This is a genomic window from Streptomyces sp. NPDC042336, assembly GCF_055581985.1.
The window spans coordinates 1-19,340 of the sequence record NZ_JBVJEA010000017.1 but is presented as its reverse complement, the minus strand read 5'-3'; the positions used below and the strand labels follow the sequence as shown (position 1 = coordinate 19,340).

The following is a 19,340-nucleotide window of genomic DNA, read 5'->3' as shown; positions in this document are numbered from 1 at the left end:
TGGGTCGGTGCGTTCGGGTGTCGCGGGGCACCCCGCGGCAAAGGTCAGTCCCCGTCCGAGGCCAGTGCCCCGCGGCAAAGGTCAGTCCCCGTCCGAGGTCAGTGCCCGTCCGGGCGGGCCGGCGCCGGTTCTCGCTCCGCCCCGCGCAGGGCACGCCGCCACCGCCCCGCGCTCAGCGCCCCCGCGGCCCGGCGGGCCGGCACACAGTGCACCGGCAGCACACTCAGCCCCCAGCCACCGACCGCGACCGCCCCTTCGAACACCCCGGCGCCGGGCTCCAGCGCCAGACGCAGCACGGCCCACCACCACAGCACGCCGAGGCTCAGCGCGGCAGCCCGGCGAGCCGTCCGCGCCGAGACCATCCCGCGTCATCCGTTTTCGGCCTGGAACATCCAATGCTGCTTCTCGAGATCGGCCGTGATCTGGATGAAGATGTCCTGGCTCACGGGATCGGGATCACCGCTCGCCGCGATCCGCTCGCGCATCCGCCCGATCACCGCGCCCAGCGCGTCCACCATGGTCTGTACGGCGGTCGTGTCGTCGACCCAGCCCTCGGGGGTCACGTCGATGCCGCTGCCGACGGCGACCGTCGCGGCCCGTCCGTCCGGGGAGACGCCGAGCGCCGAGGCACGTTCCGCCACGGTGTCCGAGTGGGTGCGGGCGGTGCCGACCAGTTCGTCCAGTTGGAGATGTACGGAGCGGAAGCGCGGGCCCACCACGTTCCAGTGGATCTGCTTCGCCACCAGTGCCAGGTCGACCAGGTCGACGAGGGCGCCCTGCAACGCCTCCGAGACGGTCTTCAGGTCCGCGTCGGACAACGGGCTCTTCACGACGTACATCCACGCCTCCGTCGGTTCGCCCCCCGGCCATCTCCCTCCACGATGACCGCACCCCCACGGACCGGCAAACCGGGCGGCCGCACCGCCGACGGCACCCGCGCCCCACCCACCCGGGGCGCACCCGGGCATGCGAAAACCCCGGCGTCGTCCCTCCGGTACTCCGGAGCGACCCCGGCCGGGGTCTCACACGCACACGTTCTCGGGCGCTCAGGCGGCGACGACGTCCACTGCCTCGGCGGGCGCCTTGATGGTCACCCGTTCCGGTGGTACGCCGGTCACCGAGACGGAACCCAGCATCGGGCGCACCGGTGCCGGTACGGTCTCGCTGGGCGTCGCCGCAGCGGACTGGGCCAGCTCGGCGAGGGCGAGTTCGTCGCTCACTTCCCGCATGAGCTCGGACATCCGTACGTCCAGCGCGTCGCAGATGGCGGAGAGCAGCTCGGAAGAAGCCTCCTTCTGCCCCCGCTCCACCTCGGAGAGATAGCCGAGTGAGACTCGGGCGGACGAGGAGACTTCGCGCAGAGTACGGCCCTGGCGTTGGCGCTGCCGACGCAGCACGTCACCCAGCAGGCGACGGAGCAGAATCATCGGTGGCTCCCTCCTCGGACCGTGTAACCGCATCCTTCACGCCCCACCGTACCGCCTCGCGCCGCGGCCGTGCGGGGAGCGATGTCGTGTTCACTCAGGGCTGCAAACATCAAAACCCCCCGTTCCGTTCCGTATCCTGTGCCCGCTCATTCCCGGTCTGTTCGCTCGCAAGCTCCCTCAGAAGAAGCGCGAGTACGCTCCGTACACTCTCCATACGAATTTCCGCGCGGTCGCCGTTCAACCGCAGCGCCTCCACTTTTCCGCCATCGGCGCAACCCCGCCCGGCCCCGGAAGGCCCTGCCACGGCCACGAAGACGGTCCCCACGGGCTGCCCGTCCTGCGGATCCGGACCGGCGACGCCCGTCGTCGCGATGCCCCAGTCGGCGCCCAGCGACGTGCGCACGCCTGCCGCCATCTGGGCGGCGACCTGCGGATCCACGGCTCCGCGCGCCGCGAGCAGCTCCCCGTCGACGCCGAGCAGCTCCTGCTTCAGTTGCGTCGCGTAGGCGGTCACGGAGCCCCGGAAGGCCTTGGACGCTCCCGGGACCGCCGTGAGCGCCGCAGCGACCATTCCACCGGTCAGTGACTCGGCGACCGCGAGGGTCTCGCCCTTGACCGTGAGTAGTCCCACCACGTCGGCGGCCGTGGAACTCAACCTTCCCTCTCCTCCAACGCCGCTCTGCGCTCGGCGATTCCCCGGCGCCGCAGCACAATGGCCTGCTTCACATAGTCCAGACCGGTCGCCACGGTCAGGACGACCGCCGCGGCCATCACCCAGAACCTCAGGGTGGCCAGGGGCCCCGTCAGCGCCAGGACGTACATGCCGACGGCGATGCCCTGGGTGAGCGTCTTGAGCTTGCCGCCCCGGCTCGCGGGGATGACGCCGTACCGGATGACCACGAAACGCAGGACGGTGATCCCGAGTTCCCGGCCGAGGATGACGGCCGTCACCCACCACGGCAGGTCACCCAGCGCGGACAGACAGATGAGCGCCGCGCCCATGATCGCCTTGTCGGCGATGGGGTCGGCGATCTTCCCGAAGTCGGTGACGAGGTCGTAGGCGCGCGCCAGGTGCCCGTCGAAGAGGTCGGTGATCATGGCGACGGCGAAGGCGGCCCAGGCGAAGGAGCGCCAGGCCGGGTCGTACCCGCCGTTGCCGAGCATCAGCGCGACGAAGGCCGGCACGAGGAGCAGCCGGAGCATCGTCAGCAGATTGGCCACGTTCCAGACACTCGCCTGGTTGACGGCCGCGGCCGTGATCTTGCCACCGCGCCCGGCGGCACCGCCCTCGGTCGCGCCCCGCTCCGCCGTGCCCCGGTCCACGGCGCCCCCCGGGCCCGTACACTCGCCCGGCTCCTGTGCCGCGCCCGAGGCGCCGCGCGGGCCGGCCCTGCGCGCACTGGAGGAGCCGCCCGCCGCGGACGCCGGGACTCCGGTCATCTGCCGGCCTCCTCACTCCACTCGGGCGACCCCAGCAGCGGTTCGGCCACCAGGTCGACACCCTCCGTACCGACCACCTTCGCGTCGACCATACGACCGACACTCAGGCCTTCGCCGCTCGTGAGCAGCACCTGGCCGTCCGTCTCCGGCGCCTGGTGCTCCGCGCGGCCGCGGACGCCGTCGCCCTCGCCGGCGGGGTCGACGGACTCGACGAGTACCCGCACGGTCGCGCCGACGCGCTCGTCGGCTCGCTGCGAGACCAGTTCCTCGGCCAGGCGGGAGACACGTGCCAGCCGCTCGGCGACGACGTCCTCGTCCAGCTTGTCGCCGTAGGTCGCCGCCTCGGTGCCCTCCTCGTCGGAGTATCCGAAGACGCCGATGGCGTCCAGCCGGGCGTGGTTCAGGAACCGCTCCAGCTCGGCGAGGTCGGCCTCGGACTCGCCCGGGAAGCCGACGATGAAGTTGGAGCGCACACCCGCCTCGGGCGCCTTGCTCCGGATGGTGTCCAGGAGCTCCAGGAAGCGGTCGGTGTCGCCGAAGCGGCGCATCGCGCGCAGCACGTTCGGCGCGGAGTGCTGGAAGGAGAGGTCGAAGTAGGGCACGACCTTCTCGGTGGAGGTCAGCACGTCGATCAGACCGGGGCGCATCTCGGCCGGCTGGAGGTAGCTGACCCGCACCCGCTCGATGCCGTCGACGTCGGCCAGGTTCGGCAGCAGCGACTCGAGGAGCCGGATGTCGCCGAGGTCCTTGCCGTAGGAGGTGTTGTTCTCGGAGACCAGCATGATCTCCTTGACGCCCTGCTCGGCCAGCCACCGCGTCTCGTTCAGCACGTCGCTCGGGCGGCGCGAGACGAAGGAGCCTCGGAAGGACGGGATGGCGCAGAAGGAGCAGCGCCGGTCGCAGCCGGAGGCGAGCTTCACCGAGGCGACCGGGGAGCCGTCCAGGCGGCGGCGCAGGGGCGCGCGGGGCCCGGAGGCGGGGGCGACGCCCTCGGGGAGGTCGGTCGGGCCGTGTCCGGGCAGGGCGACGGCGGCCTTGGCCTCCTGCCGCTCGGCGGGGCTGATCGGCAGCAGCTTGCGCCGGTCGCGCGGGGTGTGGGCGGCGTGGATGCCGCCGTTCAGGATGGTCTGCAGGCGGTCGGAGATGTCGGCGTAGTCGTCGAAGCCCAGGACGCCGTCGGCCTCCGGGAGGGCGTCGGCCAGCTCCTTGCCGTACCGCTCGGCCATGCAGCCCACCGCCACGACGGCCTGCGTTCTTCCGTGGCCCTTGAGGTCGTTGGCCTCCAGGAGGGCATCCACGGAGTCCTTCTTGGCGGCCTCGACGAAGCCGCACGTGTTCACGACGGCGACGTCCGCTTCCTCGGCGTCGTCGACGAGCTTCCAGCCGTCCGCCTCCAGACGGCCTGCGAGCTCCTCCGAGTCCACCTCGTTACGGGCGCAGCCAAGGGTGACGAGTGCGACGGTACGGCTTTCAGGCATGGGCTCAAGACTACTTCGTCCCGCCGACAGCCCATGTCGAAGGGGTTGGCCGATCCCGGCCAACCCCGTCCCGACTCGTCCCCGGCGTCCCCTATCCGACCTGCGGGTCGCCCTTCGTGTACGTGAGGCGCTCGACGGCGCCGGGCTGGAAGTCGTCCTCGATCTTCTTGCCGTTGACGTAGAGCTGGATGGCTCCGGCGTCGCCGAGGACGAGCTTGACCTTCTCGTCGTCCTGGAAGGTCTTGGAGTCGCCCTGCTTGAGCAGTCCGTCGAAGAGCAGTCGGCCGCTGTGGTCCTGGGCGGAGATCCAGCTGCGGCCCTCGGTGGCGCTGACCTTGACGGTCACCTTGTCCGCGGGCGCGGCGGCGATGGCGCTGTCGCTCGGTTCCGGCTTGGGGTCGGCGGGCTTGTCGGGCTTGGCGCCGGACGAGGCGGACTGGCCGGACGACGGCTGGGCTCCCTCGGCGACGCTCGCCTCGTTGCCGCCGTCGTCGCCGCCCTTGACGAAGGTGAAGCCCACGAAACCGATCACCGCGACGATCGCGGCGACCATGGCGGCGGTCCAGTTGGGTCCGCGCCGCTCGGGACGGATGCGTTCCGCCTCGAAGAGAGGCGCGGCGGGGGTCGGCGCCGGGCGCCCCCCGTGCTCGGCGTCGAACTGCGCGAGCAGTTCGGCCGGGTCCAGCCCGACGGCCTTGGCCAGGGTGCGGATGTGACCGCGCGCGTAGACGTCGCCGCCGCAGGGCGCGAAGTCGTCCGCCTCGATGGCGTGCACGATGGCGATGCGGACCCGGGTGGCGGTGGTGATGTCGTCGACGGTCAGCCCGGCGGCGATCCGGGCCTGCTGCAGGGCGCGGCCCACGGAGGGGCGGGCTTCCGCGGAAGCACCCGCGGGGACGTCGTGGGACACGTCTTCGATCGGACGCTCGTCTTCGGGGGAGTTGCCGTTGGACACGGGGGCGCCTTTCGAGCGTTTAGCCGCCTGTGCTGGGCGTTCAGTCTAGGGGTGGTGCAAACCGGTGGGGCAACCGGGCGGTACGACCTTTACGCCATCGGAATGGCCCGGCACCCCGATGGTGGACTACCTCTTTGTCACTTCCCTCAACTTGACGTAGGGCCTGGGGAAACGGTTGCTCAATGATCCCTAACGGGTGAGTCACGATCGGCCGCCCGGCCGTCCTGACCCTCCGTCGGCGTAACACCCCGCTTACCCATCCCTACCCTTCAGACTCCCCCCGGATCAGCGCGAGCACGCCGTCCAGCTCGTCAGGCTTCACAAGAACGTCACGAGCCTTCGAGCCTTCGCTCGGCCCGACGATGCTCCGCGACTCCATGAGGTCCATCAGCCGCCCGGCCTTCGCGAAGCCGACGCGCAGCTTGCGCTGGAGCATCGACGTGGACCCGAACTGCGTGGAGACGACCAGCTCGGCCGCCTGGCACAGCAGGTCGAGGTCGTCGCCGATGTCCTCGTCGATCTCCTTCTTCTGCTTGGTGCCCACCGTGACGTCGTCCCGGAAGACCGGCGCCATCTGATCCTTGCAGTGCTGGACGACGACCGCGACCTCCTCCTCGGTCACGAACGCGCCCTGCATACGGGTCGGCTTGTTCGCGCCCATCGGCAGGAAGAGGCCGTCGCCCTTGCCGATCAGCTTCTCGGCGCCGGGCTGGTCGAGGATGACCCGGGAGTCGGCGAGCGAGGAGGTGGCGAAGGCGAGGCGCGAGGGCACGTTGGCCTTGATCAGGCCGGTGACGACGTCCACGGACGGCCGCTGGGTGGCGAGCACCAGGTGGATGCCGGCCGCGCGCGCGAGCTGCGTGATGCGCACGATCGCGTCCTCGACGTCGCGCGGCGCGACCATCATCAGGTCGGCCAGCTCGTCCACGATCACCAGCAGGTACGGGTACGGCTGGAGTTCGCGCTCACTGCCCTCGGGCGGCTTGACCTTGCCCTCGCGCACCGCGCGGTTGAAGTCGTCGATGTGCCGGTAGCCGTAGGCGGCGAGGTCGTCGTAGCGCAGGTCCATCTCGCGCACCACCCACTGGAGCGCCTCGGCGGCCCGCTTCGGGTTGGTGATGATCGGCGTGATCAGGTGCGGGATGCCCTCGTACGCGGTCAGCTCGACGCGCTTGGGGTCGACCAGGATCATCCGGACGTCCTCCGGGGTCGCCCGCATCATGATCGAGGTGATCAGGCAGTTGATGCAGGACGACTTGCCGGAACCGGTGGCACCGGCGACCAGCATGTGCGGCATCTTCGCCAGCGAGTGCATGACGTAGCCGCCCTCGACGTCCTTGCCGAAGGCGACCAGCATCGGGTCGTCGTCCTCGGCGGACTCGGCGAGGCGCAGCACGTCGCCGAGGTTGACCATCTCCCGGTCGGTGTTGGGGATCTCGATGCCGACCGCGGACTTGCCCGGGATCGGGCTGATGATCCGCACGTCGGGGCTGGCGACGGCGTACGCGATGTTCTTGGTCAGCGCGGTGATCCGCTCGACCTTCACGGCGGGACCCAGCTCGACCTCGTACCGCGTGACCGTCGGGCCGCGGGTGAAGCCGGTGACGGCGGCGTCGACCTTGAACTCGGTGAAGACGGTGGTCAGGGAGGCCACTATGGCGTCGTTGGCGGCGCTGCGCGACTTGCCGGGGCCGCCGCGCGTGAGGAGGTCGAGGGCGGGCAGCGCGTAGGTGATGTCGCCGGAGAGCTGGAGCTGCTCGGCGCGCGGCGGCAGGTCCCGTTCCTTGGGCAGCGGCGTCTTGGTGAGGTCGGGGACCGCACCGCCCGCCGGTTCCCGAGCGGGCTCCTTGGCGGGGTCCTTCCTGAGCTTCCCCGGCTGCGGCCGCGCGGCCGGCACCGGCGTGGGCGTCGGGGTGGTGGACTCGCGGTCCCCCGTGCTCACGCCCTGGGTGAGGTCGGCGACCAGCGGCGAGGGCGGCATCCCGTGCAGGACGGCGCCGTCGAGCGCGGCGGCGGCCGCCGCGGCGACGTCCACGGCGTCCATCGGACGGTTCATGTCGGGCTGCGGGACGGCGGACCGCCGGGGCCTGCCGCGGCGCCGGGTGAGCGCCTCCTGCTCGGCCGCGTCGGGGTCGTAGGGTTCGGCGGCGGCCGGTGCTCCGCGCTTGCGGGTCCGGGCGGGCAGCGCCTCGCGCCACTGCTCGTCGTAGCGCTCGTCGTCGTCCGCGAACGCGTCCGCCTCCGGGTCGCCGACCACGCCGAGCCGCACCCCGAGCTGCCGCAGCCGCTGGGGGATCGCGTTGACCGGGGTGGCCGTGACGACGAGCAGCCCGAAGACGGTGAGCAGCACGAGCAGCGGCACGGCGAGCACGTCGGTCATCGTGTACGACAGCGGGGTCGCCGCGCCCCAGCCGATGAGGCCGCCGGCGTCCCTTATGGCCTGCATGCCCTCGCTGCGGGCCGGTGAGCCGCAGGCGATGTGCACCTGGCCGAGCACGCCGATGACGAGCGCGGACAGGCCGATCACGATCCGCCCGTTGGCCTCGGGCTTCTCGGGGTGCCGGATCAGGCGTACGGCGATGGCGCCGAGCAGGATCGGCACGAGCAGGTCGAGGCGGCCGAAGGCGCCGGTCACCAGGATCTCGACGAGGTCGCCGACGGGGCCCTTGAGGTCGGCCCAGGTGCCCGCGGCGACGATCAGCGCGACGCCGAGCAGCAGCAGGGCGACGCCGTCCTTGCGGTGAGCCGGGTCGAGGTTCTTGGCGCCCTGCCCTATGCCGCGGAAGACGGCGCCCACCGCGTGCGCGAGGCCCAGCCAGAGCGCGCGCACCAGTCGGTAGACGCCTCCGGTGGGGTTCGGAGCCGGTTTGGGCGCGGGCTTCTTCGCCGCGGCCTTCTTGGCGGGCGCCTTTTTCGCGGGCGCCTTCTTCGCGGCGGCCTTCTTGGCGGGACCCTTCGCGGGAGCGGCCGCCTTCTTCGCGGGCTGCTTCTTGGCTGCGGAGGGACGTGAGGCCATGGGTGTGAGGTTACCGGGGGAGACGGCGGTCGACACGTGTGCCTACCGCTTCACCCGTTCGTGTCGTCCGTGCGCGGGGGCGGAACTGACGCTTCCGCTACAGCCTCTGACAAGTCCTCACAGACCGTCCCGCAGCACCTTCGCGGACATGGGCGTGCGCGGCCGCCGCGACGAGCCACGCGGGCGGCGAGGGGCGCGCACGGCGTCAGTTGACGGCGGCCTGGCCTCCGGACGAGCCCGGCTCCAGGGCGTCCAGCGCCCGCCGCAGTCCGGTGAGCTTGCGCTCCAGGTGGGCGGCCGTCGCCACCGCGGCCGCGTCCGTCGACTCGTCGCCGAGCTGCTTGGACAGCGCCTCCGCCTGCTCCTCCACGGCCGCCAGCCGCGCCGACAGCTCGGCGAGCAGTCCCGCCGGCTCCTTGACCTCGCCGGCCTCGGCCTTGCCGTTGCCCTCCAACTGGAGCCGCAGCAACGCCGCCTGCTCGCGCAGCTGGCAGTTCTTCATGTACAGCTCGACGAAGACCGAGACCTTGGCGCGCAGCACCCAGGGGTCGAACGGCTTGGAGATGTAGTCGACCGCGCCCGCCGCGTACCCGCGGAAGGTGTGGTGCGGCCCGTGGTTGATCGCGGTGAGGAAGATGATCGGGATGTCCCGGGTCCGCTCCCGTCGCTTGATGTGCGCCGCGGTCTCGAAACCGTCCATGCCCGGCATCTGGACGTCCAGCAGAATGACCGCGAAGTCGTCCGTGAGCAGTGCTTTGAGCGCTTCCTCCCCGGACGATGCCCGCACCAGCGTCTGATCGAGCGCCGAGAGGATCGCCTCCAGCGCAAGCAGATTCTCCGGCCGGTCATCGACCAGGAGGATCTTGGCCTTCTGCACCATGGCCCGCCCTCCTCGCCCCGGCGTGGGGCCTCCCCTGTCCACAGGACTTGGCACGGCACCGGCGGGTGCCGCCCCGGGGGACGACTCCCTTGCGCCGTCCGTCCTCGTGCCGGTCATCGTAGCCGCACCCCGCCTGTCGCCACACCCTGTCACCGTGATGTCACTGTGCTCGTAGCAGAAACGCGGCGGGAGACCAGAAGGTTCCCCGAATCCCGTACCGGTACACGGCTTCGGGCACGCCGAGTCAGCGACTCGACGCGGGACTCCGGAGCTTCCCGCCGTTCACACACACCCCACGTTCGCACACCGTCCGAGCGGACCGCACGGAAGGTGCCCGTACGTACGAGGACACCGTGCCCGAACGTACTACGGGCCCGAGGGCCGAACGTACCGGTCCTTCCCGCCGGACCCGGCTCCTCGTGCTCACTCCTCGCGCATCCACTGCTGCATCACCGTCAGCAGGTGGTCCGGGTCGACCGGCTTCGTCACGTAGTCGGACGCGCCGGACTCGATCGCCTTCTCCCGGTCGCCCTTCATCGCCTTCGCGGTCAGCGCGATGATCGGCAGACCGGCGAACTGGGGCATCCGGCGGATCGCCGTGGTCGTCGCGTACCCGTCCATCTCCGGCATCATGATGTCCATCAGGACGACCGCCACGTCCTCGTGCTGCTCCAGGACCTCGATGCCCTCGCGCCCGTTCTCGGCGTACAGCACGGACAGGCCGTGCTGCTCCAGGACGCTGGTGAGGGCGAAGACGTTGCGGATGTCGTCGTCGACGATCAGCACCTTCTGCCCGCCGAACCGGATCGCCCGGTTCGTGTGCGGTGCCGACTCCTGCCCGGCGCCCGCCTGCTGCTCGTGCCGGTCCTCGGTGTCCGCGGCCGACTTGCGCCGGCGCCGGAACAGCGCCGCCGCGCCGTTCCGCGCGTCCTGGTACGGCTTCACCTCGGCCGACGCCTCGGACTCCGCGTCCGGCAGCTCGCCCGCGGCACCCGTGGACGCCGGCAGCTCACCGGCCTCCGCGGAGGGCAGCGGCTGCTGGTAGCCGTGCGGGGGCAGCTCGCTCGGGTGCAGCGGCAGGTAGAGCGTGAACGTCGACCCGCGGCCCGGCTCGCTCTGCGCGTGGATCTCACCCCCGAGCAGCTGCGCGATCTCCCGCGAGATCGACAGCCCGAGGCCCGTACCGCCGTACTTGCGGCTGGTGGTGCCGTCGGCCTGCTTGAACGCCTCGAAGATCACCTGCATCTTGCTGGCCGCGATCCCGATGCCGGTGTCGCTCACGGAGAACGCGATCAGCTCGGCGTCCGGGTCGCTCACCGACCCGGCCTCCAGCAACTGCTCCCGGATGGCCCGCGGAACCTCTTCGCGGGCAGGCCGGATGACCAGCTCGACGGAGCCCGAGTCGGTGAACTTCACCGCGTTGGACAGCAGGTTGCGCAGCACCTGGAGCAGCCGCTGCTCGTCGGTGTGCATGGTGGCGGGCAGCCCCGGCGACACCCGCACCGACAGGTCCAGGCCCTTCTCCGCGCTCAGCGGCCGGAAGGTGGCCTCCACGTAGTCCACGAGCTGGACGAGTGCGATGCGCGTCGGGGAGACGTCCATCTTCCCCGCGTCGACCTTCGACAGGTCGAGGATGTCGTTGATCAGCTGGAGCAGGTCGGAGCCTGCCCCGTGGATCGTCTCGGCGAACTCGACCTGCTTCGGGGTGAGGTTGGCGTCTGCGTTGTCGGCGAGCAACTTGGCCAGGATCAGCAGCGAGTTGAGCGGCGTACGCAGCTCGTGCGACATGTTGGCCAGGAACTCGCTCTTGTAGCGCATCGAGACCGCGAGCTGCTCGGCGCGCTCCTCCAGGACCTGCCGGGCCTCCTCGATCTCGGTGTTCTTCACCTCGATGTCCCGGTTCTGCTGCGCCAGCAGCTCGGCCTTCTCCTCCAGTTCGGCGTTGGACGACTGGAGCGCCTTCTGCCGCTGCTCCAACTCCTCCGACCGCTCCCGCAGTTGCTCGGTCAGCTCCTGCGACTGGCTCAGCAGCACCTCCGTCTTGGTGTTGACGGAGATGGTGTTGACGCTCGTCGCGATCATCTCGGCGATCTGGTTGAGGAAGTCCTTCTGGATCTGCGTGAACGGGGTGAAGGACGCCAGCTCGATGACGCCCAGCACCTGCCCCTCGAACAGCACCGGCAGCACGATCACCTGCGCGGGCGGGGCCTCGCCGAGCCCGGAGGAGATCTTCAGGTAGCCGCTCGGCGCGTTCTCCACGAGGATCGTGCGCTTCTCCTGCGCGGCCGTGCCGACCAGCGCCTCACCCGGCCGGAACGAGGTGGGCATGGAGCCCATCGAGTAGCCGTACGACCCGAGCATGCGCAGCTCGTACGCGTCACCCTCGGCACCCGCCTGCTCCTGGCCGTCGACCAGGGGCATCGCGAGGAAGAACGCCCCGTGCTGCGCGGAGACCACGGGCGTCAGCTCGCTCATGATCAGGGAGGCCACGTCCTGGAGGTCGCGGCGGCCCTGCATGAGTCCGGAGATCCGGGCCAGATTGCCCTTGAGCCAGTCCTGCTCCTTGTTGGCGATCGTGGTGTCGCGCAGGTTGGCGATCATCTTGTTGATGTAGTCCTGCAACTCCGAGATCTCGCCGGAGGCGTCCACATCGATCTTCAGGTTCAGGTCGCCGCGCGTCACCGCGGTCGCCACGCGCGCGATGGCGCGCACCTGCCGGGTGAGATTCCCGGCCATCTCGTTCACGGACTCGGTCAGGTCGCGCCAGGTGCCGTCGACGTCCCGCACGCGTGCCTGACCGCCGAGCTGGCCCTCGGTGCCCACCTCGCGGGCCACGCGCGTGACCTCCTCGGCGAAGGAGGAGAGCTGGTCGACCATCGTGTTGATGGTCGTCTTCAGCTCCAGGATCTCGCCGCGCGCGTCGATGTCGATCTTCTTGGTCAGGTCGCCCTTGGCGATCGCCGTGGTGACCATGGCGATGTTGCGCACCTGACCGGTCAGGTTGGACGCCATCTGGTTCACCGACTCGGTGAGGTCCTTCCAGGTGCCGGCCACCCCCGGCACCTGCGCCTGGCCGCCGAGGATGCCGTCGGTGCCCACCTCGCGGGCCACCTTGGTCACCTGGTCGGCGAAGGACCGCAGCGTCCGCACCATGGTGTTGAAGGTGTCGGCGAGCTGCGCGACCTCGCCGCGCGCCTCGATCGTCACCGTCCGTGTCAGGTCACCGTTGGCGACGGCCGCGGCCACCTGGGAGATGTTGCGCACCTGGACCGTGAGGTTCTTGGCCATCAGGTTGACGTTGTCGTTGAGGTCCTTCCAGATGCCCACCACGCCGGGCACGCTCGCCTGGCCGCCCAGGATGCCCTCGGTGCCCACCTCACGGGCCACGCGCGTGACCTGCTCGGCGAAGGAGGAGAGCTGGTCGACCATCGTGTTGACGGTGGTGACGAGTTCGAGGATCTCCCCCTTGGCGTCGACGGTGATCTTCTTCGACAGATCGCCCTTGGCGACCGCGGTCGTCACCTCGGCGATGTTGCGCACCTGCATGGTCAGGTTGTTGGCCATGCCGTTCACGGACTGCGTGAGGTCCTTCCAGGTGCCGGAGACGCCCTGCACCTCGGCCTGGCCGCCGAGGATGCCCTCGGTGCCCACCTCGCGCGCGACGCGCGTGACCTCCTGGGCGAACGACGACAGCTGGTCCACCATCGTGTTCAGCGTGTTCTTCAGCTCCAGGATCTCCCCGCGCGCGTCCACGGTGATCTTCTGGGACAGGTCACCACGCGCCACCGCCGTCGCGACCTGCGCGATGTTGCGCACCTGCGCGGTGAGGTTGCCGGCCATGCCGTTCACCGAGTCGGTCAGGTCCCGCCACACACCGGCGACGCCGGGCACCTGCGCCTGACCTCCGAGGCGGCCCTCCGTGCCCACCTCGCGGGCGACCCGGGTGACCTGCTCGGCGAAGCTGGAGAGCTGGTCGACCATCGTGTTGATGGTGTTCTTCAGCTCCAGGATCTCGCCGCGCGCGTCGACGTCGATCTTCTGCGACAGGTCACCGCGCGCCACCGCCGTCGTCACCTGCGCGATGTTGCGCACCTGGGAGGTCAGATTGCCGGCCATGGAGTTGACGGAGTCGGTCAGCTCCTTCCAGGTCCCCGAGACGCCGTCGACCCGGGCCTGACCGCCGAGGCGCCCCTCCGTGCCCACGTCCCGGGCCATCCGCGTGACCTGGTCGGCGAAGCTGGAGAGCTGGTCCACCATCGTGTTCACGGTGTTCTTCAGCTGGAGCATCTCACCGGAGACGTCCACGGTGACCTTCTGCGACAGGTCGCCGTTGGCCACCGCCGTCGTCACCTGGGCGATGTTCCGCACCTGACCGGTGAGGTTGCGGAACGCGGTGTTGACGGAGTCCGTCAGGTCCTTCCACGTCCCCGCCGCCCCGGGTACCTGGGCCTGCCCGCCCAGCTCACCCTCGACACCGACCTCGCGGGCCACCCGCGTGACCTCGGCACCGAAGGCGGACAGCTGGTCCACCATCGTGTTGACGGTGTTCTTCAGCTCAAGCATCTCCCCGGCCACGTCCACCGTGACCTTCTGCGACAGGTCACCGCTGGCCACGGCGGTCGTCACCGCGGCGATGTCCCGCACCTGGGTGGTCAGGTTCCGGAAGACGGTGTTGACCGAGTCCGTCAGGTCCTTCCAGATGCCGGCCGCGCCCGGCACGTTCGCCTGGCCGCCGAGCTGCCCCTCGCCACCGGTCTCGTTGGCCACGCGCGTGACCTCGTCCGCGAAGATCCGCAGCGTCTCGGTCATCTGGTTGATCGTCTCGGCGAGCTGCGCGACCTCACCGCGGGCCGGCACCGTCACCTTCTTCGACAGGTCGCCGTTGGCGACCGCCGTCGTCACGTGCGAGATCTCCCGCACCTGGGCCGTCAGGTTCCCGGCCATGGTGTTGACGGAGTCGGTCAGCTCCTTCCACACCCCGGCCACGCCCGGCACCTGCGCCTGACCGCCCAGGGCGCCCTCGGTGCCCACCTCACGGGCGACGCGCGTCACCTCGGACGAGAACGCGGAGAGCTGGTCCACCATCGTGTTGACGGTGTTCTTCAGCTCCAGCATCTCGCCGGCCACGTGCACCGTGACCTTCCGCGACAGGTCACCCTTGGCCACCGCCGTCGTCACCAGCGCGATGTCCCGCACCTGCGCGGTGAGCCGGTACGCCATCGTGTTGACGGAGTCCGTCAGGTCCTTCCACGAACCGGACATTCCGCGCACCCGGGCCTGACCGCCCAGCTTGCCCTCGGTGCCGACCTCGCTGGCCACCCGCGTGACCTCGTCCGTGAACGTCGACAACTGGTCGACCAGGTTGTTCACGGTCCGGCCGACCTTCAGGAACTCACCGCGCAGCGGCTGCCCTGCGCCCTCGTCGTTCTGCGTCCGCAGCTCCATACGGGGCGACAGATCACCGTCCGCCACCGCCGACAGCACCCGGCTGACCTCGGAGACGGGCCGTACGAGGTCGTCCACCAGCGCGTTCGAGTGGTCGATCGCGGCCGCCCAGGACCCCCCGCAGGCGCCGGTCTCCAGCCGTTCCGTGAGCTTTCCCTCACGCCCGACCACGCGCCGCACCCGCGCCAGCTCACCCGTGAGGTGGAGATTGCGGTCGGCCACCTCGTTGAAGACCGCCGCGATCTCCGACATCACGCCGTCGCCGGACACCGTGAGGCGCCGGCGGAAGTTCCCCTCGCGCATGGACACCAGCGCCGCGAGCAGCCGGTTAAGCGCGGCCGTGTCCACCGTCGTACTGCCGCTCCGCGCGCCGCCACCCCGCGATTTGCCCTGGTTACTCAGGGACTGTCCGCCTTTCGCGCGCGTCTTCGTGGCCCGCGTCGCTGCGCCAGACTCCACTGTGTCCCTCCCGCAGGGGTCGACCGATACCGCTGTGCCCGGCCGCCCATGCTCGGCGGACCGGTTTCTGCCGCTTGTTTCCCGTGCTGCCGGGCGATCCGGTCCGGCGCGCCGGACCGCTTCCAGGGCTGCTGCCCACCCGACTCGGCGCGCATTCACCTGCCCGGACCTTCACAAGCAGCTTGCCCAGTGTTTCACCCCGGCCGAACCAGGCCATAACAGTTCGGCAGCTTCGCACATCGTCCGCACACCCTCTGGGCGGAAACACTGCAGACCGGCATCCGGATGGACGGCAGAGGTAAGTAACCTTGCATACGGCTGTCCAGCCAAACCGGTCCGTCCGGTCTGGGCGGTGGCACGGAGACGAGCGGGCATCGGAGGGGCGGCCGGAATGACCACCGGACTGATCCCGGGGGAGCAGCCCCCGGATCCCGGGCCGACGGGTGGACTGCCGCAGCAGCGGCGCGAGCCGGTCGGCCATGAGGCCGTGCACGGGGAGAGAGGGTCGAGGAGTTCTGTGATCACCGCGCGCGCGGCCGCCAGCTTCGAGCCCGTCGGACGGTCCGTGGCGAGCGCCCGGTCCTTCGTCCGCGACACGCTCCAGGGGTGGGGCCATGCCGACATCGTCGACGACGCCGTGGTGCTCACCAGCGAGCTGGTGACCAATGCCGTGGTCCACGCCGGCACCACCGCCGACGTCGTGTGCCTGCGCAGCGACGACGGCGTACGGATCGAGGTCGCGGACCACTATCCGGAGCGCGAGGTGCCGCTCCAGGGCTCCCCCGCCACCATGGGCAGCCCCGACCGCGAGGGCGGGCGCGGCCTCCAGCTGTGCGCGGCCCTGGCCGATCGCTGGGGCGTGGAGTACACACCCACGCTGAAGAACGTCTGGTTCCACCTCCATCTGCCGGAGCGTGCGGTCGGCACCCGCGCGGCCGGCCCCTCCCTCCCGGCCGCCCTGCTGCCGCTCGCCGACGGCCGGGTCCGCGTCGCCGTCGTCCAGATCGACCGCACCGGCGCGGTCACGTCCTGGAACGAGGACGCGGAGGAGCTGTTCGGCTACCCCGCCGACCAGGTCACCGGCAAGCCGCTGACCGACCTCGCCGCCTGGCCGCACACCCCCGGCACCAGCACCGGCATCGCCGAGGCCCTCCAGCTCTCCCGCTGGGAGGGCAGTTACGGCATAAGGGGCGCCGACGGCCGCGTCACCCCGGTCTACGCCTCCCATCTGCGCGTCCGCGACGCCGACGGCGAGCCCTCCACGGTCTGCCTCCTCGTCCGCGACCACGAACGCGCGGTACTGCAGACCCCGTTGCGCGTGCCGGCCTCCGACTCCCCGTCCTCCGAGGGCCAGAGCGCGGACCCCTTCGAGGTGTTCATCGGCTCCCCCGCCCCGGACGACCTCGACGGACTCCTCCAGCGCACGGTCGAACGCGCCCGCGACATGCTCGACGCCGACGCCGCCTTCCTGCTCCTGGCGACCGACGACGAAACGGAGTTGGAGGTCCGCGCCTCCACCGGCCTGCCTTCCGCCCGCCAGCGTTTCGCCCGGGTCCCCGTCGAGGCCGGCCCCGGACGCTACGGCTCGGCGCGCATGCCCGCCGTCCACGACGACCTCGAGTCCGTCCCCGGCGCCGTCCCGCTCCTCAACAGCACCGGCATGCGCTCGGTCGTCACCGTCCCCCTCAAGGTCGAGGGCCGCCTCACCGGCTCGCTCGGCGTCGCCACCGAGGCCCCCGGCCGGTACTCCAACGAGGAGGCGCTGCGCCTCCAGTTCGCGGCCGACCGCATCGCACTGGCCGTCGAGTCGGCGCGCCTGGGCGAGCTGGAGCGACTGCGCCGCGGGTCGCTCAGCTTCCTCGTCGAAGCCTCGGACCTCCTGGCCGGCACCCTCGACCGCGACCAGACGCTGGCCCTGATGGCTCAGATGACGGTCCCCACGCTGGCCACCTGGTGCGCCGTCTACACCATCGCCGACCAGGCCTCGGACCCGTACCTCTCCTACGTCCTGCACGAGGACGAGGAGCTGATCGACGGCATCAAGTCCCTGCTGTCGAAGATCGCCCCGCCCGACCCGGTCCCCACCCCGGGTGCCCGCGTGTGGACGGCCCCCGCCGAGATGGCCCACCAGGCGGCGCTGCGCACCTCCATGCGCGACCTCGGCCTCAGCGGCGGCGCGACACAGTCGCTGAGCATCGGCCCGACCCTCGCCACGGCCTCCGCGGTCGGCGGCGAGACCGTCGTCCTGCCGCTGGTCGCCCGCAACCGCGTCATCGGCATGCTCACGCTCGGCAAGCCCACCGACGACCACTTCCGCCAGGAGATCCTCGAACTCGCCGAGGACCTGTCCCGCCGGGCCGCCCTGGCCCTGGACAACGCCCGCCTGTACTCGGAGCGCACGGCCATCAGCCAGTCCCTCCAGCGCAGCCTCCTGCCCCCGGAACTGCCCGTCGTGGAAGGCGTCGAGGTCGACGTCATCTACCGCGCGGCCGGCGAGGGCAACGAGGTCGGCGGCGACTTCTACGACCTCTTCCCCATCAGCGACGACGCCTACGGTTTCGCCATCGGCGACGTCTGCGGTACGGGCCCCAACGCGGCGGCCGTCACGGGCCTGGCCCGGCACGCCCTGCGCCTGCTGGCCCGCGAGGGCCTCAGTGGCCCGGAGGTCCTGCAGCGCCTCAACTCCGCCATCCTCGACGAGGGCGCCCGCAGCCGCTTCCTCACGCTGCTGTACGGCGAGATGCGCCCGCAGGAGGACGGCAGCGCGGAGCTGAAGGTGGTCTGCGCCGGCCATCCGCTCCCGCTCCGCCTGCGCCAGGACGGCACGGTCGAGCCCGCCGCCGAACCGCAGCCCCTGCTCGGCGTCATCGAGGACCTGGAGCTGTACGAGCAGACGGTCACCCTCGACCCGGGCGACGTCCTGCTGTGTGTCACCGACGGCGTCACCGAACGCCGCGAAGGGACGCGCATGCTGGGCGACGACGGTCTCGCCGACGTCCTCACCAGCTGCACGGGCCTGACGGCGGGTGCGGTGGCCGCCCGCATCATGCGGGCGGTGGAGCGCTTCGCCTCCGACGCCCCGTCCGACGACATGGCGATTCTCGCGATGCGTGTCCCGGAGCCCCACGCGGACTAGCCCGCGGGCCCCGGGACTTGGCCCGGTGTCCGGCCCAGGGCATGCGAAAGGCCCCGCCCAATCGGGCGGGGCCTTCGTGCTGGAGCCCCCAAACGGAATCGAACCGTTGACCTTCTCCTTACCATGGAGACGCTCTACCGACTGAGCTATAGGGGCCTGTCGCTTTTCGAGGTTTCCCTCGCGGCAACGGAATAGATCATACCCCGAACAAGCCGGTGCTCCCAACCACGGACTTCCCCTCAGAGCGCGGGTTGCAGCAGCCCACCGAGCGCATTGCAGGCGGACACGATCCGCTGCATGTCCCGCTTGGTCAGCGCGGCTTCGACCGGCAGCGCGAGCGTCTCGTCGACGGCCCGCTCCGTCTCCGGCAGGGACACACACCGCCTGAATCCAGGCATCCGGTGCACGGGCGTCTTCACCGGCACCCGGCACTCGACGCCCCTCCCCCGCACCGCGCGGGCGAACGCGTCGCGATCCGGCCGCCCGTTCCCCGGCACCCGCACGACGTACTGCTGATAGGTGTGCCCGTCACCTCCGTCGGGGGTCCGCACGCCCCTCAACTTCCCGTCGAGGTAGGCCGCCCGCTGCCTGCGCCGCGCTATCTCGTCGTACGGCGCCTCGGACTCGGCTCGCTCCAGCACGAGCAGCCCGTGCCGCTGCCCGATCCGGTGCAGCGCGCCCATGTCCGCCGGCCGCCCGAAGCGGTGCACGACGACGATGGCGGCGGTCCGGGGCGTCAGCGCGGCCTCCACCAGAGAGGCGTCGAGACAGTACGTCGCCGGATCTATGTCGGCGAAGACCGGCAACGCGCCCACCAAGGACACGGCCTCGGCGACCTCGACGTTCCCGAAGGCAGGTACGACGACCTCGTCGCCGACGCCCACGCCGGCGGCCCTGAGCATTGCTGCAGTACCCATATGTGGGATGGTCGGGGCGCAACGTGAACTCGAAGTAAAGGAAAACAAAAAAGGGCTGGTCCGGGAACCGAAGTTCCGGGACCAGCCCTTTCAATAATTGTTCGGCGGCGTCCTACTCTCCCACAGGGTCCCCCCTGCAGTACCATCGGCGCTGTAAGGCTTAGCTTCCGGGTTCGAAATGTAACCG

12 protein-coding genes, 1 tRNA gene and 1 rRNA gene are annotated in these 19,340 nt (G+C 70.7%); 1 reads left to right on the top strand and 13 read right to left on the bottom strand.

All coding sequences use genetic code 11. The annotated features are described in order from the left end of the window. Window positions 1–98 precede the first annotated feature (98 nt). From ACZ6IM_RS29485 to ACZ6IM_RS29440, 10 genes are all read right to left on the bottom strand, one after another. On the bottom strand, window positions 99–362 hold the full coding sequence (locus ACZ6IM_RS29485) for a hypothetical protein (protein WP_052840208.1): 264 nt from the start codon (window positions 360–362) through the stop codon (window positions 99–101). Window positions 363–368: 6 nt separating this feature from the next. After that, the gene (locus ACZ6IM_RS29480; protein ID WP_052840210.1) at window positions 369–839 is read right to left on the bottom strand and encodes a Dps family protein; all 471 of its coding nucleotides are present in this window, start codon (window positions 837–839) and stop codon (window positions 369–371) included. 207 nt (window positions 840–1,046) lie between these two features. Next, the gene (locus ACZ6IM_RS29475) at window positions 1,047–1,427 is read right to left on the bottom strand and encodes a helix-turn-helix domain-containing protein (RefSeq protein ID WP_007387871.1); all 381 of its coding nucleotides are present in this window, start codon (window positions 1,425–1,427) and stop codon (window positions 1,047–1,049) included. Between the two features lie 109 nt (window positions 1,428–1,536). After that, a complete protein-coding gene (locus ACZ6IM_RS29470) occupies window positions 1,537–2,082 on the bottom strand; it encodes a CinA family protein (RefSeq protein WP_469560531.1) in 546 nt (181 codons plus the stop codon). After that, entirely contained in the window at window positions 2,079–2,867 is a 789-nt protein-coding gene (gene pgsA, locus ACZ6IM_RS29465) for a CDP-diacylglycerol--glycerol-3-phosphate 3-phosphatidyltransferase (RefSeq protein WP_469560529.1), read from the bottom strand. The genes ACZ6IM_RS29470 and pgsA overlap by 4 nt, the downstream gene beginning before the upstream one ends. Then, a complete protein-coding gene (gene rimO, locus ACZ6IM_RS29460) occupies window positions 2,864–4,345 on the bottom strand; it encodes a 30S ribosomal protein S12 methylthiotransferase RimO (protein WP_469560526.1) in 1,482 nt (493 codons plus the stop codon). The genes pgsA and rimO overlap by 4 nt, the downstream gene beginning before the upstream one ends. A gap of 91 nt (window positions 4,346–4,436) precedes the next feature. Further along, window positions 4,437–5,300, bottom strand: coding sequence for a helix-turn-helix domain-containing protein (locus tag ACZ6IM_RS29455; protein ID WP_052840219.1), 864 nt, complete (start codon window positions 5,298–5,300; stop codon window positions 4,437–4,439). Between the two features lie 262 nt (window positions 5,301–5,562). Further along, entirely contained in the window at window positions 5,563–8,316 is a 2,754-nt protein-coding gene (locus tag ACZ6IM_RS29450) for a DNA translocase FtsK (RefSeq protein WP_469560524.1), read from the bottom strand. A gap of 205 nt (window positions 8,317–8,521) precedes the next feature. Then, window positions 8,522–9,196, bottom strand: coding sequence for a response regulator (locus ACZ6IM_RS29445; RefSeq protein WP_052840224.1), 675 nt, complete (start codon window positions 9,194–9,196; stop codon window positions 8,522–8,524). Window positions 9,197–9,619: 423 nt separating this feature from the next. Then, entirely contained in the window at window positions 9,620–15,100 is a 5,481-nt protein-coding gene (locus ACZ6IM_RS29440) for a HAMP domain-containing protein (protein WP_469560521.1), read from the bottom strand. 391 nt (window positions 15,101–15,491) lie between these two features. On the opposite strand from ACZ6IM_RS29440, the gene ACZ6IM_RS29435 reads away from it, so the two are divergent. Continuing rightward, window positions 15,492–18,236 (top strand): SpoIIE family protein phosphatase, encoded by a 2,745-nt coding sequence (locus ACZ6IM_RS29435; RefSeq protein ID WP_469560519.1) that lies wholly within the window; start codon window positions 15,492–15,494, stop codon window positions 18,234–18,236. Window positions 18,237–18,316: 80 nt separating this feature from the next. On the opposite strand, the gene ACZ6IM_RS29430 is transcribed toward ACZ6IM_RS29435, so the two are convergent. The 3 genes from ACZ6IM_RS29430 to rrf all read right to left on the bottom strand — a co-directional run. After that, window positions 18,317–18,392: transfer RNA gene (locus ACZ6IM_RS29430), tRNA-Thr, on the bottom strand. Window positions 18,393–18,475: 83 nt separating this feature from the next. After that, entirely contained in the window at window positions 18,476–19,138 is a 663-nt protein-coding gene (locus ACZ6IM_RS29425; RefSeq protein WP_052840230.1) for a DegT/DnrJ/EryC1/StrS family aminotransferase, read from the bottom strand. 114 nt (window positions 19,139–19,252) lie between these two features. Then, window positions 19,253–19,340: ribosomal RNA gene (gene rrf, locus ACZ6IM_RS29420) — 5S ribosomal RNA — on the bottom strand; the annotation flags it as partial.

Coding starts and splice junctions, on each gene's coding strand:
- ACZ6IM_RS29485 (WP_052840208.1), bottom strand. CDS start 362: ATGGTCTCGGCGCGGACGGCTCGCCGGGCTGCCGCGCTGAGCCTCGGC.
- ACZ6IM_RS29480 (WP_052840210.1), bottom strand. CDS start 839: ATGTACGTCGTGAAGAGCCCGTTGTCCGACGCGGACCTGAAGACCGTC.
- ACZ6IM_RS29475 (WP_007387871.1), bottom strand. CDS start 1,427: ATGATTCTGCTCCGTCGCCTGCTGGGTGACGTGCTGCGTCGGCAGCGC.
- pgsA (WP_469560529.1), bottom strand. CDS start 2,867: ATGACCGGAGTCCCGGCGTCCGCGGCGGGCGGCTCCTCCAGTGCGCGC.
- rimO (WP_469560526.1), bottom strand. CDS start 4,345: ATGCCTGAAAGCCGTACCGTCGCACTCGTCACCCTTGGCTGCGCCCGT.
- ACZ6IM_RS29450 (WP_469560524.1), bottom strand. CDS start 8,316: ATGGCCTCACGTCCCTCCGCAGCCAAGAAGCAGCCCGCGAAGAAGGCG.
- ACZ6IM_RS29445 (WP_052840224.1), bottom strand. CDS start 9,196: ATGGTGCAGAAGGCCAAGATCCTCCTGGTCGATGACCGGCCGGAGAAT.
- ACZ6IM_RS29435 (WP_469560519.1), top strand. CDS start 15,492: ATGACCACCGGACTGATCCCGGGGGAGCAGCCCCCGGATCCCGGGCCG.
- ACZ6IM_RS29425 (WP_052840230.1), bottom strand. CDS start 19,138: ATGCTCAGGGCCGCCGGCGTGGGCGTCGGCGACGAGGTCGTCGTACCT.